Here is a 15,742-nt window from a genome sequence, read left to right as displayed (position 1 = left end):
TCAGGCCTCCGAGTCGGCGCTCCGCTCGTCTGCTGTCGAGGATGCTGTCCCGGCACGATCCGGATTGGCGACGTTCAGGAAGACCTCTTCGAGGCTGGACTCCTCGGTCCTGATGTCGATGACAGTCCCGTCTCGGTCGGCCGCGGCTTCACGGGTTTGCTCGACGGCCTGCATCGAGGTCACGCTACGTTTGTAACTGCCGTTTTCGCGGACGCTGCCGGGCACTTCGACGGACGTGTAGACGTGATAGGTCGTCTCACCGTGCTCCTCGCGGAGCTTCGAGAGCGGCCCCCGGGCGACGATTGCACCCTCGTTCATGATGGCGACGCGATCACAGATACTCTGGACGTGAAAGAGGTTGTGTGCGCTGAAGACGATCGTCTTGCCTTCTTCGGCGAGTTCGGTCGTGAAGTCGATGATGAAGTTCGTCGTCAGCGGATCCAGACCACTGGCCGGTTCGTCGTAGACGAGCACGTCGGGATCATTGATCAACGATCTGGCAATCGCGACTTTGCGTTTCATCCCCTTGGACATGTCGCCGAGCTGTCGATCGCGGTGGTCCAGATCAAGCCGGTCGAGTGTCTCGTGCATTCGCCGGGTTGCCACGTTCTTGGGGACGTCATAGAGATCGGCGAAAAACGAAAGGTACGAGACGGGTGTCATTTCCTCGTACAGTGGGGATTCCTCCGGGAGAAAGCCCAGTTGGCGTTTCATATCGGCATCGTCGGTGTCCAGGCCTGCGACCTGAACAGTGCCTTCGGTCGGTTCGATGAGTCCGGCGAGCATCTTTAGCGTCGTCGTCTTGCCCGCGCCGTTGGGCCCGATGATGCCAAAGACCTCACCGCGCTCGACCGAGAACGTGCTTCCTTGGACGGCCGCGAAATCACCGTATTCCTTGCGCAGGTCCCGGACCTCGATCATTCGCTCGGACCTAGCGGATGCACGCCCCTATACTTTGGCTCTCCGGCGGTCCCGACCGACCAGCGTAGCTTTATGCTGTATGCGTGTGATTGTCCCGCAATGACGATCGAATACGACTTTCACGAACAGGTTGTCCTGGTCACGGGTGCGGGCGGCGCGCTCGGGAGTGCCACCGTCGAGGCGTTCCTCGATGCCGGGGCGACGGTCGCGGCCGCAGACGTCATCGCCCCGGACGACGATGCCCACATGCTCGACACTGATTCGACGCGGCTCTCGACGCACGTGGTCGATTTCACCGACGAAGGGGCAGTCGAGTCGGTGATCGAGACGGTACTCGAAACACACGGTCGCCTGGACGCACTGATTGCCGTCGCTGGCACGTGGCGCGGTGGCGATCCAGTCGAAGCGACTGATATCGGGACCTTCGAGTTGCTGTTCGACGTCAACGTCCGGACGGCCTTTCTCGCGACCAAGCACGCCCTCCCACACCTTCAGGAGAGCGAGGGATCGATCGTCACCGTGGCCTCGCGATCCTCACTGGAGGGTGGGGACGGCGATGCTCTCTATCGAGCCTCGAAAGCCGCCGTGCGGTTGCTCACCGAGTCGATCGCCGCCGAGAACGAAGGCGTCGTCCGTGCGAACGCAATCATGCCGAGCGTGATCGACACGCCGGCAAACCGTGAGGCGATACCGGACGCTGACCACGAGTCGTGGGTCGACCCCGACGAGATCGCCGACGTGATTCAGTTCCTGGCCAGCGATGCCGCCGCCCCGACCAGCGGTGCAGCTGTCCCGGTGTACGGTGAATCCTAATATCGGATTGATATACTTGGCGAACAAATGTATCGGCCCCGACTGACGTCGATTCTGCACGATTGTGGATGCACCCTCTATATACGCTCGAAATCGTCACACTATCGCCCTGACAAGTCCCGGCAAATATCGACGTTTTAATTTAGGGAGCTGTGAAAGGCTGGCAATGTATGAGCACTACTGATGCAGATCGTGAAACGTGGTCGACACGAATTGGATTCATCCTGGCGGCGGTGGGGAGCGCCGTCGGACTTGGCAACATCTGGCGATTCCCCTTCCAGGTCGGACAGGAAGGCGGGGCCGCGTTCCTCGTCATGTACCTGGCATTCGTTGTCTTGATCGGGTTCCCGGCGATGATGGTTGAATTTGTCGTCGGTCGAAAGACGGGACTTAACACAGTCGGTGCAATCCGCGAATTTGCCGGGGGTGCGTGGAAGTACCTCGGCGGATTGTTCGTCTTTATCGGGTTCGTCATTATGTCGTATTACAGCGTCGTTGGTGGGTGGGTCATGCGATACATCCTCGGTAGCGCGAACGGAGGATACACTGGCGAAGTGGCGGAAGGTGCGCCACCAATGGCAGCCCAGTATTTCAGCGAAATCTCTGTTGGCTGGGACGCGTTGTTGTTCCACGGGCTGTTCATGCTGATCGTTATCGGGATCGTCGCGCTGGGCGTCCAGCGAGGGATCGAACTGGGTGTGAAGATCATGGTGCCGGCCATCATCGCTATCTTCGCAGCGCTTGCTGTCTACGCCTTCACGCTTTCGGGCGCGGCCGATGCTTATAGCTACTATCTGTCACCGGATCTCGGATACTTACTCGATAACTGGCAGAGTATCGTGCCTGCGGCTGCTGGCCAGGCATTCTTCACACTCTCGCTCGGGATGGGTGTAATGATCACGTATGCCTCATACCTGTCTGAAGACGAGAACCTTGGCGTCGACGGAGCGAGTATTGTGGTGTTCAATACGGGCATTTCGCTCCTGACCGGACTCATCGTCTTTCCGATCCTTTTCTCGGCAGACGTCAGCCCGGGCGACCCGGGGGCAGGGGCAATCTTCGTAAGCGTCGCAAAAGCCCTCGGGGGTATTCCACTGGGAACTGTCGTCGGTGTGCTGTTCTTCGGAACCGTCGCGATGGCTGCGCTGTCCTCAGCGATCAGCCTCATCGAAGTTGTCGTCTCCTATGCGATCGACGAATTCGGTTTCGACCGCTTTACCGCAACAGCAACCATTGGTGGACTGATATTCCTGCTTGGCGCACCAGTTACAATTGACACCGTCATGGTTGACCTCTACGACATCCTCGCGGCGAAGATCCTGCTCCTGACTGGCGGGATTTTACTTGTCACCCTCGTTGTCTGGGTGCATGCGGACGAAGCGATCGGCGAGCTGAGCAAAGGAATCGGTCGGTTCGGATCGCTCGGCTCAATCTGGCTGTGGACCGTTCGTGTGCCGGTCTTGATCGTCCTGATCGTCTCGCTGATCCTCGGCATCCAGGAGTACGCGACCTTCCTGACGGGCGACTTCGCCGAGTTCTTAGGGAATCTCTAGAGCGACGAGCGATCGGCTGCAGTCGTTTCAGCGATCCTTGCGGCGCGCATCCGGATGTCGACTACCGAACGAAATACGGATCGTCACCGCCAACCAGTCGTCCTAAATCGGCCTCACGTCTGTAATCCTGCTCTTGAAGCGCCAACAGCGCTTCTCCGAGTTTTCGTCCGTCACCGTCCGACCAGCCGTCCGGATCGGCGGTCGGATACACCAGCCACCCGCTCCCGAGTACTTCCGTCGCGTGCAGCGCGTCCATATCGATGTCGTCGGTTGGCTGTGTCGTCATATGCTCGAACACCCACCGCGTCGCCCGTTCACCGACCGGCAGGAGGACGTGGGCGGTGATGGCCCGCACTTCGGACTCGACGAACGTCGCGGCACGCCTGTAGTTCTCTTCGCTGAGCGTTCCCTCCGGAACGCAGGGATGGAGATACGAGAGGTACGTCGCGTTTACGTCCGGTGTCGATCCCGTCGTGTGGAGGAGATCGCCCCTGAGCAGCGCCCGCTGAAGACGTTCGGAACCTCCCGTCTCGGTGAAGGGAATTCCAGTGCTGACGCCGCCGTGGACGCCGGGGTGGTCGCCGATCACGTGAAAATCCGCCGCGACGTCGCCAAAGCCGGGAACGAACCGATCACAATCGGGTCGGAACCCGAACGGGTTGGATTCCTCGCGAGAGACGTAAGTCACACCTCAGTATCGGCGTCCGACCCGCATGAAACACTCGGTTCGGCTTCGGTCACCAGACGTCGACGGCGTCCGGCAAGTCAACTGGGGCCGAGCCGATGGTGTACGCCACAGTCGACTCACCCGGTCGTACGCGGAAGACGACCGCCGGCTTGTGTCCCACGGACGGTTTCTCGGCAAGCAATCGCTCCCACTCGCCGTCGTCGAAGGACGAACAGTCGACGAACAGCGTGACGCCACCGCCGTGTCGCTGCAACTGACCGGAGGTCTTGGTCTCGACGGTCTCGCGGATCGACCGAGCGGCAGACCCCGCGCTCCGATCGCTGGGCGCGAGCGGTCGGGTCACTTCCACGAGAAGCCCTGTCCCGTCGCTGTCAGCCCGGAAATCGATCGCGTGACCCGTCGTCACGTCAATCTCCGGCGTGATGTCGTACCCGGCGTCGATCAACAGTTTCGCGACGGTGAACTCGCTCATGGCCGCGCTCATCCGCGTTAAGTCCAGCTGTTTGGCCGTCCCGAGTTTCGCCGCCATCACGTACCGATCGTCGAACGGATCGGTCGCGAGGAACTCCTCGTAGTAGGAGAGCCCTGCCTCCCGTGAGGCATGGGGAAACCCGGCGGCGTGTTCGTGAAAGAACGTCCGGGTAGTGTGTCGCCCGTCTTTCGAGAGCAGGACAGGTAGGAAAAACGTCGAAATGTGCGGGTACGCCTCCAACCACGGGGCTTCCTCGTGGAGTTGAGCGAGTAGTTCACGCTCGGCCCATGGGGCAATCGGGGCAGCCACTTCGGCGAAGGTGTACTTCTCGGTCTCCCACAGCGCCCGGGGAGTCTCCGTGTTGCCCATCCAGTACCCACGGTCGTCGTCCCAGGCGAACAGCGCGACGTCGCCGTTGTCCATGTCGAACCGGCGTGCGTCGTAGCCCTCCGGCTGGCGGTACCACGGGCTGTCCATCGTCGCGCCGATATTCGCCTCCAGCGCGGCGTAGAGATCCGAGCGCACACGGCCGGCCGTCCAGCGTTCGTCCGAACGCCGGAATCGGAGGGGAGTCGCCACATCGAGTGATCGACCGGCGGGGAGTTACGTGTTTCGCGTCAACTGGCTGTTATCGTTCACGGCCAGTCGTGTGTTCGACCAGCCCTTCAAGCGCCGACTGAATGTGGCCGTTCGACCCAATCACCTGTGCATCCATCGGCGTCGTCTCGTGGCGGCTGACGGTCCCGCCAGCCTCCGCGACAAGCAGTTCTCCCGCGGCGAAGTCCCAGACGTTACTCGATCCCACGACGTAGCCGTCTGCGTTGCCAGTCGCGACCTGGCAGAGGTTCAGCGCCGTACTCGCCGTCCGTCGGAATTTGACCCCGCGTTCGAGCAGCGGCACGACCATCGCCAGATCACGTGCTCGACGGGCAGAACTCCGTTCGCTCAGCCGACTCTGGACGAGTGCGCCATCAAGCGTGTCGTGATCGCTGACGTGGATCGGTTCGCCATCGAGGCTGTGATCCGTGCTACAGTACGCGCCATCACCCGCGACGGCGTAGAACGTCCGGCCGAGGGCCGTCTCGGGTGAGTGAATCACGCCGATCGTGGGGTCGCCATCGACGTGGAAGGCGATCGAGACACAGTAGTAGGGAAAGCCAGTCGCGAAGTTGGCCGTCCCGTCAATCGGGTCGACGATCCACTCGCGGCCGTCACCGGTCGTGTTAGGCTGGTCGTCTTCCTCACCGATGATCCGATCGTCCGGAAACCGATCGTTAATCGTCTCGACGATGACTGCTTGACAGCCCCGATCGACGTCAGTCACGAGGTCGTTTCCGCTCTCCTTGGCGACAGTCCCCTCGGCCGACCGGAAGTCCGTCCCGACTCGATCGTCGATGATGGAACCCGCTTTCAGGGCGGACTCGTGGGCAACCGTTAGCTCCAGTGGGGCGTCCATACTTGTCGATTGGCCGGATGGGAGTTAAGCCCTGGCGCTCCGTGAGCGGTTCGACGGCAGCCACTCCGCCAGCTGTCCCATCTCCGTGTCACGCAACTCGATCGCACTCGCGACGATATTCGCTTCGAGATGTGTGATACTGCTCGCTTTTGGGATTGGCAAGGGCGCTGGCGGGGGTTCGAGCAACCGAAGCGAGGTAGCGCTTGCGCCAACGATTCGTCGATATTGCGCTCCTCTGAGGCGAGATAACACGATGCGTGATCGTTGTCTATCCCACGACGAAATTGCTGCTCGAAGAGCTTCAGACACGCTACGACGACGGGTTCCCTCACCGTCGTTAGTCGACCTCGTCACGAGTCTGCATCAGCACCATCCGGCGTTCACTCGTGATGGCGATCTCAGGACAGTCGCGCTCGAAGATTGAGCAATCTATCACTCGCCGATGGTCTTTCAGCCCAAGGCGAAGCTCTATCACGCCGGTATCCTGGCCGAACGCGGGGCTGAACCGCATCGATTGGACCCGACCGAGGATGACTGGCAACTTCGTACGCCGCTCTCAGCATACCGCTGATCGATCGGTACCACCCGTGAGAAGAGATCTCCCAGTGGAGTACCGCGCGATCCCGAACACTGAGGTAGATTCCGGTCGTTGTGGTGAGTATGACCTTCAGCATCTGCGTCCGCGAGCGATACACGGACGACGAGGGCGAGGAACACACGCGGTTCGGCGTCGCCGTGACGACGCGACTGGCGGGTGTCGGCACGCTGTGCCCCTTTGCCAGCGAGAACGGTGCCGTCGCCACTCAAAGCGTCGTCAACGTCGAACTCGGCCGAAAGGGAATCGACTATCTCGACGACGGGCTGGCCGTCGAAGACGCACTGGAAGCGCTCTTGAATGCCGACGACGAGGCGCCACAGCGACAACTCCACGGCGTCGATGCGGACGGGGAATTTGCCTTCTCCGGTGAGGACTGCAAGCCGTGGTACGGCGACGTCGTCGGGGAGAACTACACCGTCGCCGGAAATCTGCTCACCGGCGAGTCGGTGATCGAAGCGGTGGCAGCGACCTACGAGTCGACTGCCCCGTCGATCGACCCAGCAGCGGACGCCGAGGGGCCGTTGGCGAGTCGATTGATCGACGCACTGGCAGCGGGCCACGCCGAGGGTGGTGACAAACGCGAGGAGTTGCCCGTCCAGAGCGCGGCCTTGCTCGTCAGGTCGACCGAAGAGAAACCGAACGATCCATACTACAACGACCTGCGAGTCGACGCGGCCGAGACGCCGATCGAAGACCTGCGGGAGACGTTCGAGCAGGCCCAGCGTGGGTACGAAATGGCGATGGAACGATATAGCGAAGGCGAAGAGGGCGAGACGAACGAGTGAGGGAGTTAGTCAGCTTCGAATGAGCCGATTCACTTGCAGTGATCCGTAGCTATTTTCTGCGGGCGCAAACGAGCTTAAACCACGTCAAGACGGTCTTTCTCACCCCGTTGTGCGGCCGATGACTTGTCTACTTCAAACCCCGTCGAGGGCACATTCGCCGCTCACGGATTTGTTCGCGACAGCAAGCGGGCGCTGAGGGCGCTCGTTCGGCTGTCGAACGGATACGCTTTCAGGGTGTGAAGCGCCCGAATTCGGGAAGTCTGAAAATCCGGAATTGATAGGAATACAATACATTTTGCGGACCGTGATGAACACAGGGCGCGAGTCTTGCACGACGGTCTGCCCGAATAGCGGGCGAGGAGAATCGGTCGATATAGGGCAAAGAATGAGCGCGCTGTGCGCCGAGAGATGGATCACTCGCGGCGTCCCCCGATGATCTCGTAGATATCGGGCTGTTGGACGCTCGATCTCCGGTATCTGTCTCGTTAGTCCCGCTCGTCCAACGCTCTATGACCCACCATCTATATCTCGTCTAAAAATAGAACCGCTGTGCTGACTACAGAGAGACGATTCAGCCGCTTGCTGGCGGTTCTCTGAGCCGAACCAGTTAATTACCCTGTCGACAGTGCCGTCTGGTGTGCCCTCTCCCACGATGTCTGCCGACGGGCCGAAGACGGTCGAGTGTCGACTTCCCGATGACCGGACGCTGGCCTACACGGTCGCTGGCGAGACGGCTGGCCCGACTGTCGTCGCCAATCACGGCATCCCAGGTTCGCGACTGTTCGCTCGGTTGCTCGACGACGCTGCCAGCAATGCAGGGGTTCGGCTGCTCGTTCCCGACAGACCGGGATACGGCCGCTCGGACGCACCACCGGGGGATCGAGGACTGATGGACTGGCGACGCGACTACGAAACGCTGCTTGCTCACGAGTCGGTGGAAACGGCGACAGTCTTAGGATTTTCCGGCGGTGGACCGTTTGCACTCGCCGCCGCAACCAGCGACCGGACGGGCCGGATCGCACTCCTCAGCGCGACGGTCCCTGGGAGCGGCGGTGCGCTCACAACGCTGGCTCGCGTACCGTTCTTGCTCCGCGGGTTCTTCCGACTCGGGGGCTGGCGAGCCCGCCGATCTGGTCCTGAGGTCATCGTCGACCAACTCACCGACCGTGACCTGTCACCCGAAACTGTCGAGACAATCGCGGCCGACTACCACGAGGCACTCCGAGAAAGTGCCCGTGCTCCGGTCCGGGAACTGCGATCGGCGGCGACGACACAGACGCCTGACCTGCCCGACACCGAACTCCGTGTCTGGCACGGAACGGCCGACGAAAACGCGCCATTCGACCCGGTTCGTACTCTCGTTACCGAAGTCGGCGGCGAATGTACTGCAGTTGATGCCGACCACCTCGGGACGCTACTCGAATGCCGGCGTGACGCCCTCGCGTGGCTCTCCCAGGAGTCGTAAGTGATACTGCCAGACAGCATTGGCTGGGGCAGGTCGGTCTGAGTCGATCACGCGATTACTAACAGCAAATTGGTATGGCGATAGTATCTGTGCAAGATAGAGGGCGCGAGTCTTGCACTGATAGATGGATCAGATCGCGGTCGCCAAATCACTCAGTACAGGAGATGCCTGATAGAAATCGAATCGGGTGTTACAAACCGCCTGTGACGAGGATGACCCCGAGAATGAGGAGTGCGGGTCCACCAACATATCGAGTCAGTTTGACCAGCCCAGGAGTGGGATCAGCATTCACTGCCCCACTATTTCTCCAGCGTGCAACAGTCTCAGGCCAGACGACCATCGTGATCCCAAATAGAAGGGCAAATACGCCAACTACAACGTACTGTAGTCGCATACCCGAGTTCACTTTTCGAAACGATATGAAGTTACCGCAGATACATAAGCACCAATCTATCCAATATGCAGACCTACCTAACGGATATTTCACCCCAGATAGCGGGAAATAAATGATGGCGGTTTGCTGAACTCACACCCGATATTCAGCACGCCAGTTATAACAGAAAACAACAATATAGGAGCGGAGACGTTCCGGCAACTGTGAGAGATTCCCTTCAATCATCGATTGATGTTCGGCCACAGGACCAGTATGGCTAGACGCGAGGTCCCGTGCCAGCCACTCGCCCGTCGAACGAAGGCCTGGGCAGTTCGTTCACACGGCACCCAAACCCGTCGCTATCATACGATTAGATCCGCAAAAATCGGCCACGGGCGCTAAGGGATGTGAACCACGCGACCACGGTCGTCTCGCTACGCTTGACGCTGCGTGTTCTCTACTCAAATCCCTCAGAATCTCGAATTCGTCGCTCGCGATTTGCGAGCGACAGAAGTACGGGCGCGGCATACTTCTCATTTTTCCGGCGTGGACTGTGTGACCATCCTCTCTGAAGTGTCAGACCACTAGACAGACCCGACAAACTAGACCATTAGCTATGAATAGATGAGTGGTGATAATCCACTATATGGTTGCAAACGCAATTCTTGTCATCGGCAGCGGGTTGTTCATCGGCGTCCTCGGTATTCTAATCCGGTACGCTGGAATGATGCACCTGATCGCAGGCCATGATCCTGACCAAGTCACCGACGAGGAGGGGTTAGCGAACTTTATCGGGATATATACGCTGATCGTTGCGGTGCTCACAGTCTGTGTAGGCATCTTGGAACTCTGGGAGCCGACCGCCGATTCGGCGTGGTACTGGCTGGTATTCGTGATCGCCGTTTTCGCCATTACAGTCCGAATGATTCGCGGAGCCCCCGGCTACGAGTCTGCTTGGGAACACAACCAGATAAACTAATAGCTCTGCTCCACGGTTCGTCACACACGGTTCAAGATCAGAATACCCCCACAGGTATATTTCCGTCCCGGAACATTGCCCGAGATAGATGTTTGACGTCTCCGACGACACGGTGAGCGAACGGATTGCCTTCGCAATGCTGCTCGGAGTCATGTTCGGCGCGGCACTCGGAACGACGGTTTTACCAGAATTGAGGCGAGAATATCCCTTTCCACACAGAGCGAGCAGGGAGGGGGATACAAACAATTAAGCAGATATGTAAGAAATATATAATTACCAATGGAGTATAGTCACCGCTATCCCATACATCCGACACAAGACTATCGAGAGGCGACAGCGTACGTATTGAGCGTGTTAGCGACGCTACCAGCGCTCGCTGTAATCGGCCTCGTTGACGTGCATTACCTGTACTGGTTGGTTCGGTAGTGGTTGGAGGGTTCGGGGGCCGATTATAGCGTTCGTGTTCGCAACGCTGGCCTCAAACAGTATCGAGGGGATTGCGCTCAGCAAGCTGGTGAACCGAATCGTGCTCGGACCTGCTGTAGTGGTGGCGTTGGTGCCAGAACCCCTCCAATTTGCTGATGGAATCCCCCCAACCTACTGGCCGGTGAAGGCTGTTGAGGCTGGCATCATTGGCGATCCATTTTGGGCATTGTTTCTCCTCGGTGGACTCATTGTGCACCTTCTCGGGATCGCTGTTCTCGGTCGGTGGTTTGCCAGCCGGGCCGACTAATACAGAAACAACTCACTGATACCAATTAGCAGAGTAGACCTCGTGAGTGAAATCTCGCATCAATCAGCGATTGATTTTCTCTCTACCAACTAGTTTGGTTGTACGCGAATCTAGGTGATAACCACTCCCTCGTTCGCCCATCGAACGAAAGCAAAATTAGCTCCGCTCGACCGATTATCGCTGCGCTGTCGGTCGATAATCGCGCGCCTCAAATGTATGGGCGCTGAGGGATTTGAAGCACGCGAAGACGGTCGTATCGCTACGCTCGACGCTGTGTCTTCTCTCCTTCAAATCCCTCAGATGGCACATTTGCTGCTCGCGGATTGCTCGCAGCAAAATGCTACGGGCGCTGAGGGCGCTCGTTCGACTGTCGAACGGATCCCATTTCAGAGCGTGAGACGGTCGAAATCGAGTGTCTCAGTGACGACAATCACTCAGAATTGTGTCATATATCTCGCGCTGCAAGATACAACGCGCGTATGCACCGGGTGGAGTGTCGGTTTACCTCGTCACCGCGTCAAGTACTTCCGAGACATAGAACGTTATGTCGTCATCTCGAAGTCGCTCGATAGACATCCAGCAAGCGAGAAGTTCGATTCCAAGTTCCGGTTCGACAAAGGTGAACGAGTCCTCCTCATAGGGCCAATCCTCGACGATAGAGCCTTCGTAGACCCGCCAGAGCTCGTGAGCCGGCTCTCTATCGTACGAGAAGACCTGTTCGAACGTCCCCAAGTCCATTGGCTCGGTGAACGTAACGCCCAGTTCTTCGTCGAACTCACGAACCACCGCATCACTGCTGTGTTCACCAAACTCGACGCCGCCCCCCAGTAATCGGTAGTACGGCTCCCCGGTGTCGGGTGACTGTTCCTCGAAGACGAGGAGCTCGTCATTCCGGCGTACCGCGCCGAGGGCTACTGCCCGAATGTCTGCGGTCATCTCAACTACATATTTTACTACCGTCAAGCGAGTAAATGTTCCGAACTTTCTCCCCGGCACGAAATACAGCCTCTATATCTTGCACTGCCGTTCTGACAGATTCTGAATGTGTATTGTCAATCGACGATTAATTTCCCGCATGAAGACCTATTTGGTTGGACGCGAATTCCCGTGACACTCTCGCGCCCGTTCGACCATCGAACGAAAGCATAGACAGTTCGTTCACACGGCATATAGACCCGTCGCTGTCTTGCGATTGGAACTGCAAAAACCGGCTACGGGCGCTGAGGGATTTGAACCCCAGTCGCTCCCGTTCGCTCGCTACGCTCGCTCACCTCCCACTCCCTGCTTCAAATCCCTCAGAATCACGAATTCGTCGCTCGCGATTTGCGAGCGACAGAAGTACGGGCGCTGAGGGATTTGAACCCACGACAGCTTGGTCCGAAGCCAAGTACTCTGTCCAGGCTGAGCTAAGCGCCCTTTCGGTTACATTCGGATGGAGGGGATCCACTGTAAAAAATGTCTCTATCTAGTTCGACGGTATGTTTTTCCATAACGCACCCCCATACTTAGGTATGCCAATCGACGACGATGGCCGACTGAGAGAACTACTCGATACCACAACCACTATCGCCGTCGTCGGGTGTTCCTCGACGCCCGGTAAAGACGCCCACGACATTCCGAAATACCTGCTCGATGCGGGCTACGACGTGATCCCGGTCAATCCCTTCGCCGAGGAGATTTTCGACCGCAAGGCCTACGATTCCCTCGCCGACGTCCCCGACAAGATCGATGTTGTGAACGTCTTCCGGCCGAGCGACGAAGTACCCGAAATCGTCGATGCCGCACTCGATCACGAGGACGAACCAGCGATCTGGCTTCAACTCGGGATTACCCACGACGACGCTGTCGCGCGGGCCGAAGACGCCGGCCGGCGCGTCGTCCAAGACCACTGTCTGAAAGTCGAACACCAGCGGCTGCTCGCCTGAGGCGACTTACTGCTCGACTGTCTCGTCGTCGCTTTCGGCTCCTCCCTCAGCGTCGGCCACCGCAGCAGTGTCCTCGATATGAGTGTCCGCGACGATCGCGTCGACATCGAGTCCTTGTTCCTCGGCTAGCGCTTCCAGCAACGCCCGCTGTTCGGCGAGGTCACGTTCCATCTCGTTAACCTGTTCGCTCGTGGTTTCGAGTTCCTCCCGGAGTGACTGGATCTGTCCGCGGAGATCGTTCATCTTCTCGTAGAGATCTTCTGCCATGCCGGTGACTTTCTGAAGCTTCTTTGCGGTATCGCCAAATCCCATGACCATGCGTTGTGACTCCCAGGTTGTGCGCTTTTCGGTCCGCGGAACGTCGCCATTAAGGTCACGTCGGTCCCAGGCACTCCCATGGATCGAACCCGTCTGGCCCCGCTCGTGGGTGTGTTGGCCTGTTTGGCCTTCCTTTCGGCACTGGCAATCCCGTTCCAGTCTTCGGGGGCCGGCCTCTATTACGATACGGGGGTAGTGAACCCATTGCTCGGCGGGTTACTTGTCCTGATCGCCGTGATCGTCTTTGCTGCGGGCCACGAAGAACGAACCGATCCCGCCCTCGCCGCTGGTATCACGCTGGCAATTGGGCTGTTGGCCTCCGGGATGGCGATTGCCTGGGCGCTGACAGCAAGAACTGACGTGCTGTCGATCACACGCTTTCACCGTCACGCCCTCGTCGCGACGGCTGGCGCGATTCCGATCGTCGCGGCCTGGTACGCACGAGAACTTCGGATCTGGTGACGATCCCTGTCGTGGTCGAGGCAGAATCACGAGCCGAAAGGCCCTTATGGGCAACCGAAGTACGTTCAAACCGGACTAGGCCGGGCGGTTAGGCCCCGCTCGTCACCCGCGCTATGGTCTTTAGCGGGGGCCGAACCCCGGGGGCGTCCGGACAGACGGACGCGGGCCCCGTTAGCCAACGTCGAAGCCTCGTCCTACGGGGGTAGCGGTCGACACCAAATCGCCTGCAGGGGCGTGCCGGTGTCGGTAACCGAGGGCACTCCGCCAGGCGCGGAAGCGAGCAGCGGACCCTCGGACACCTGCCGCTCGCAGGGTCGCGGGGTGGAGGAGGCACGCGGGATTCCCCACGTCCGAACGCCGGGCCATCTCGGCTGTCCGATTCCATTCATATACCACTTTTTACGGGGAGGGGTATCCTCGTTCGCAGCCTCGCTGCTCACTGCGGGTACCCCTCCCCGCAAAAACGTGGGGCAAAACGACCCGGCGACTCGTCGCTTCGCGTCTCGTCGCCGGTGAACCGCGCCTCACTTCGTTCAGCGCGGATGCTCTGTAGCCGGTTGTACCAATACTAGTGCAGCAGGTGGTTGGCACAAATGCAAGTGGACTGTTCGCGCAAGATAGTACCGTAGCCGTCCGCGAACTCGTCTGGCGTTCAGTCGTCGACCGGCTCGACGATTCCGTCGGCGTTTTCGAGTTCCAGTCCGCCACCGATCGTGCGATTCGGGTACGGGATATTGATCCCTACGTCGTCGAATCGCTCTTTGACAGATTGGACGTATTCCCCGCGGGTCTTGACGAAGTCGCCGCGGCTCGGATTCGCGATCCAGATCCGCGACTGCAGGCCGACCGAGGAGTCTCCAAGTTCGATGAGACGCACCGACGGCGCGGGATCGTCGAGGATTTCGTCGTGGGCCTCGGCTTCCTCGACGATGATCTCCGTCGCTTTGTCGATATCGTCGTCGTATCCGATGCCGAACGTGAACTTCAGGCGGAGTTGCTCTTTGGCGACCGGATTCTTGATGACGCCGTCGGTCAGGTGAGAGTTGGGCACCGTCAGGAGTTCATTGTCGAAGGTCCGAACGCGAGTCACGCGGAGGCTGATGTCCTCGACGACGCCGCTACGATCGTCCCACTCGATCCAGTCGCCGATGCGGAACGGTTGATCCGTGAAGATGAACACGCCGGCGACGAAGTTCGCGATCACGTCCTGCATAGCGAACCCGATAGCAAGCGTCGCGGCCGCGGCGATGGTCGCCAGCGCAGTGAGGATATTCCCGAAACCCGCAAAGGCAAAGGCGACCGCGATGGCGACGAACACGACGATAGCACCGGTGAGCTTCTTGATCGGCGTTCGCGCGTGAGCGTCGAGATCCCGAGCTTTCAGCACGCGATTGACCAGCGGGACGATAGTCATTCGGCCGAGGAAATACACACCGACTGAGACCAGGATAAACGTGATTACAGCCCCGGTCACATCCGCGTAGGGCACGTTTGCGTTCTCCAGCAACCGCGCGATGAATCCGGACTCGACCTGGAGTGGTACGGGCCCGGGAGGAATCATCCCCTGATCACCGCCGTGTGGCCACGTGTCTCGACGACGGACCCACCACCCTGTTCAGTTAGCTCTGTCGCCAGTGCTTCGACGTCACCGTCCGCGCGTGCAGCCCGGAGAAACTTGACTTTCACCAACTCACGGTCTGTGAGTTGATCGGCGAGTTCGTCGGCGACGGCATCGACGCCGTGTTTACCGACCCAGAGAGTCACGTCGAGTTTGTGCATTGCGTCGCTCGGATTCAGATCACTCATATCAAATGGGTTTGGACCGGACGCGCTTCAAGGTTAGCCACTACGAGCACTGTCGCCCGTTCACTGGCCCCTGTCACTCGTCGGCGTATGGGTACCGAGTCTGGCCACCGCAGTCACACGTCACGACAACATGGCCAGATTGTGTTCGAACCCGTGCGTTCCGTCCGGGACGCAGATAGGTATCACAGCGATCACAGACAAACCGCTCGAACGATGGGGGCAGGGAAAGCCGGTGGCGTTCCGCGACCCGACGTGCCCGACGAACGCACTCCTGTGCGCGGTCGGAGTGGCCTGCTCGTGCCGCCTCGCGGGCCTGCTCGGCGAGAACCTCGATCCGCTCGGCAGCGATAGTCCCGTCGTCGCTCATCACCCTCACGTAGCCCAGTCGCCGGGTT

Annotated in this window: 17 protein-coding genes, 1 tRNA gene and 1 other RNA gene; 8 read left to right on the top strand and 11 right to left on the bottom strand. The window is 59.4% G+C overall.

Features of this window, described 5'->3' with window-relative positions; all coding sequences use genetic code 11:
• Window positions 1–921, bottom strand: a complete 921-nt coding sequence (locus tag HZR20_RS08320) for an ABC transporter ATP-binding protein (RefSeq protein WP_181686130.1) — start codon at window positions 919–921, stop codon at window positions 1–3.
• A 99-nt stretch (window positions 922–1,020) separates the two neighbouring features.
• On the opposite strand from HZR20_RS08320, the gene HZR20_RS08315 reads away from it, so the two are divergent.
• Together HZR20_RS08315 and HZR20_RS08310 are read left to right on the top strand one after the other, a co-directional pair.
• Window positions 1,021–1,734, top strand: a complete 714-nt coding sequence (locus HZR20_RS08315) for an SDR family oxidoreductase (RefSeq protein WP_181686129.1) — start codon at window positions 1,021–1,023, stop codon at window positions 1,732–1,734.
• Window positions 1,735–1,904: 170 nt separating this feature from the next.
• Window positions 1,905–3,287, top strand: a complete 1,383-nt coding sequence (locus HZR20_RS08310; protein ID WP_181686128.1) for a sodium-dependent transporter — start codon at window positions 1,905–1,907, stop codon at window positions 3,285–3,287.
• Between the two features lie 61 nt (window positions 3,288–3,348).
• Here the strand turns inward: HZR20_RS08310 and HZR20_RS08305 are convergent, their stop codons facing one another.
• From HZR20_RS08305 to HZR20_RS08290, 4 genes are all read right to left on the bottom strand, one after another.
• The gene (locus HZR20_RS08305; RefSeq protein WP_181686127.1) at window positions 3,349–3,975 is read right to left on the bottom strand and encodes a uracil-DNA glycosylase family protein; all 627 of its coding nucleotides are present in this window, start codon (window positions 3,973–3,975) and stop codon (window positions 3,349–3,351) included.
• 49 nt (window positions 3,976–4,024) lie between these two features.
• Window positions 4,025–5,026: a DUF5784 family protein gene (locus tag HZR20_RS08300; RefSeq protein WP_181686126.1), complete on the bottom strand. Its 1,002-nt coding sequence runs from the start codon at window positions 5,024–5,026 to the stop codon at window positions 4,025–4,027.
• A 49-nt stretch (window positions 5,027–5,075) separates the two neighbouring features.
• A complete protein-coding gene (locus HZR20_RS08295) occupies window positions 5,076–5,903 on the bottom strand; it encodes an inositol monophosphatase family protein (RefSeq protein ID WP_181686125.1) in 828 nt (275 codons plus the stop codon).
• Between the two features lie 337 nt (window positions 5,904–6,240).
• Window positions 6,241–6,414, bottom strand: a complete 174-nt coding sequence (locus HZR20_RS08290) for a hypothetical protein (protein ID WP_181686124.1) — start codon at window positions 6,412–6,414, stop codon at window positions 6,241–6,243.
• 149 nt (window positions 6,415–6,563) lie between these two features.
• Here HZR20_RS08290 and HZR20_RS08285 point away from each other — a divergent pair, with 149 nt between their 5' ends.
• The 3 genes from HZR20_RS08285 (at window position 6,564) to HZR20_RS08275 (ending at window position 10,103) form a co-directional block, all read left to right on the top strand.
• Window positions 6,564–7,286, top strand: coding sequence for a DUF1028 domain-containing protein (locus tag HZR20_RS08285; protein WP_181686123.1), 723 nt, complete (start codon window positions 6,564–6,566; stop codon window positions 7,284–7,286).
• 652 nt (window positions 7,287–7,938) lie between these two features.
• Entirely contained in the window at window positions 7,939–8,751 is an 813-nt protein-coding gene (locus HZR20_RS08280; RefSeq protein ID WP_181686122.1) for an alpha/beta fold hydrolase, read from the top strand.
• A 1,019-nt stretch (window positions 8,752–9,770) separates the two neighbouring features.
• A complete protein-coding gene (locus tag HZR20_RS08275) occupies window positions 9,771–10,103 on the top strand; it encodes a DUF3784 domain-containing protein (RefSeq protein ID WP_181686121.1) in 333 nt (110 codons plus the stop codon).
• Between the two features lie 1,234 nt (window positions 10,104–11,337).
• On the opposite strand, the gene HZR20_RS08270 is transcribed toward HZR20_RS08275, so the two are convergent.
• Both HZR20_RS08270 and HZR20_RS08265 read right to left on the bottom strand, forming a co-directional pair.
• A complete protein-coding gene (locus tag HZR20_RS08270) occupies window positions 11,338–11,772 on the bottom strand; it encodes an NUDIX hydrolase (RefSeq protein ID WP_181686301.1) in 435 nt (144 codons plus the stop codon).
• Window positions 11,773–12,177: 405 nt separating this feature from the next.
• Window positions 12,178–12,252, bottom strand: a tRNA-Arg gene (locus tag HZR20_RS08265).
• Window positions 12,253–12,347: 95 nt separating this feature from the next.
• Between HZR20_RS08265 and HZR20_RS08260 the strand changes: the two genes are divergently transcribed.
• Window positions 12,348–12,761, top strand: coding sequence for a CoA-binding protein (locus HZR20_RS08260; RefSeq protein WP_181686120.1), 414 nt, complete (start codon window positions 12,348–12,350; stop codon window positions 12,759–12,761).
• A gap of 6 nt (window positions 12,762–12,767) precedes the next feature.
• On the opposite strand, the gene HZR20_RS08255 is transcribed toward HZR20_RS08260, so the two are convergent.
• Window positions 12,768–13,073 (bottom strand): DUF5798 family protein, encoded by a 306-nt coding sequence (locus tag HZR20_RS08255; RefSeq protein WP_181686300.1) that lies wholly within the window; start codon window positions 13,071–13,073, stop codon window positions 12,768–12,770.
• Between the two features lie 84 nt (window positions 13,074–13,157).
• Here HZR20_RS08255 and HZR20_RS08250 point away from each other — a divergent pair, with 84 nt between their 5' ends.
• Both HZR20_RS08250 and ffs read left to right on the top strand, forming a co-directional pair.
• Window positions 13,158–13,541 (top strand): DUF7548 family protein, encoded by a 384-nt coding sequence (locus HZR20_RS08250; RefSeq protein WP_181686119.1) that lies wholly within the window; start codon window positions 13,158–13,160, stop codon window positions 13,539–13,541.
• 68 nt (window positions 13,542–13,609) lie between these two features.
• Window positions 13,610–13,922: signal recognition particle sRNA (gene ffs, locus HZR20_RS08245), an RNA gene on the top strand.
• Window positions 13,923–14,193: 271 nt separating this feature from the next.
• Here ffs and HZR20_RS08240 read toward each other — a convergent pair.
• The 3 genes from HZR20_RS08240 to HZR20_RS08230 form a co-directional block, all read right to left on the bottom strand.
• Window positions 14,194–15,102 (bottom strand): mechanosensitive ion channel family protein, encoded by a 909-nt coding sequence (locus HZR20_RS08240; RefSeq protein WP_181686118.1) that lies wholly within the window; start codon window positions 15,100–15,102, stop codon window positions 14,194–14,196.
• A complete protein-coding gene (locus tag HZR20_RS08235; RefSeq protein ID WP_181686117.1) occupies window positions 15,099–15,347 on the bottom strand; it encodes a YhbY family RNA-binding protein in 249 nt (82 codons plus the stop codon). Before HZR20_RS08235 ends, HZR20_RS08240 begins: the two co-directional genes overlap by 4 nt.
• A gap of 73 nt (window positions 15,348–15,420) precedes the next feature.
• Window positions 15,421–15,714 carry a ribonuclease P protein component 4 gene (locus HZR20_RS08230; protein WP_181686116.1) on the bottom strand — a complete coding sequence of 98 codons (294 nt, stop codon included), beginning with the start codon at window positions 15,712–15,714 and terminating at the stop codon, window positions 15,421–15,423.
• Between the last annotated feature and the right edge of the window lie 28 nt (window positions 15,715–15,742).

The sequence above is a fragment of the Halorhabdus salina genome (genome assembly GCF_013839425.1).
Lineage (GTDB): Archaea > Halobacteriota > Halobacteria > Halobacteriales > Haloarculaceae > Halorhabdus > Halorhabdus salina.
The sequence above is the reverse complement of the archived record's forward strand: the minus strand, read 5'-3'. Positions and strand labels throughout refer to the sequence as shown.

What these genes read in the sequence shown, in the direction of transcription:
- HZR20_RS08230 (WP_181686116.1), bottom strand. Translation starts at nt 15,714, where the DNA reads ATGAGCGACGACGGGACTATCGCTGCCGAGCGGATCGAGGTTCTCGCC.
- HZR20_RS08250 (WP_181686119.1), top strand. Translation starts at nt 13,158, where the DNA reads ATGGATCGAACCCGTCTGGCCCCGCTCGTGGGTGTGTTGGCCTGTTTG.
- HZR20_RS08240 (WP_181686118.1), bottom strand. Translation starts at nt 15,102, where the DNA reads ATGATTCCTCCCGGGCCCGTACCACTCCAGGTCGAGTCCGGATTCATC.
- HZR20_RS08285 (WP_181686123.1), top strand. Translation starts at nt 6,564, where the DNA reads ATGACCTTCAGCATCTGCGTCCGCGAGCGATACACGGACGACGAGGGC.
- HZR20_RS08290 (WP_181686124.1), bottom strand. Translation starts at nt 6,414, where the DNA reads ATGCGGTTCAGCCCCGCGTTCGGCCAGGATACCGGCGTGATAGAGCTT.
- HZR20_RS08255 (WP_181686300.1), bottom strand. Translation starts at nt 13,073, where the DNA reads ATGGGATTTGGCGATACCGCAAAGAAGCTTCAGAAAGTCACCGGCATG.
- HZR20_RS08315 (WP_181686129.1), top strand. Translation starts at nt 1,021, where the DNA reads ATGACGATCGAATACGACTTTCACGAACAGGTTGTCCTGGTCACGGGT.
- HZR20_RS08260 (WP_181686120.1), top strand. Translation starts at nt 12,348, where the DNA reads ATGCCAATCGACGACGATGGCCGACTGAGAGAACTACTCGATACCACA.
- HZR20_RS08295 (WP_181686125.1), bottom strand. Translation starts at nt 5,903, where the DNA reads ATGGACGCCCCACTGGAGCTAACGGTTGCCCACGAGTCCGCCCTGAAA.
- HZR20_RS08320 (WP_181686130.1), bottom strand. Translation starts at nt 921, where the DNA reads ATGATCGAGGTCCGGGACCTGCGCAAGGAATACGGTGATTTCGCGGCC.
- HZR20_RS08280 (WP_181686122.1), top strand. Translation starts at nt 7,939, where the DNA reads ATGTCTGCCGACGGGCCGAAGACGGTCGAGTGTCGACTTCCCGATGAC.
- HZR20_RS08275 (WP_181686121.1), top strand. Translation starts at nt 9,771, where the DNA reads ATGGTTGCAAACGCAATTCTTGTCATCGGCAGCGGGTTGTTCATCGGC.
- HZR20_RS08270 (WP_181686301.1), bottom strand. Translation starts at nt 11,772, where the DNA reads ATGACCGCAGACATTCGGGCAGTAGCCCTCGGCGCGGTACGCCGGAAT.
- HZR20_RS08235 (WP_181686117.1), bottom strand. Translation starts at nt 15,347, where the DNA reads ATGAGTGATCTGAATCCGAGCGACGCAATGCACAAACTCGACGTGACT.
- HZR20_RS08310 (WP_181686128.1), top strand. Translation starts at nt 1,905, where the DNA reads ATGAGCACTACTGATGCAGATCGTGAAACGTGGTCGACACGAATTGGA.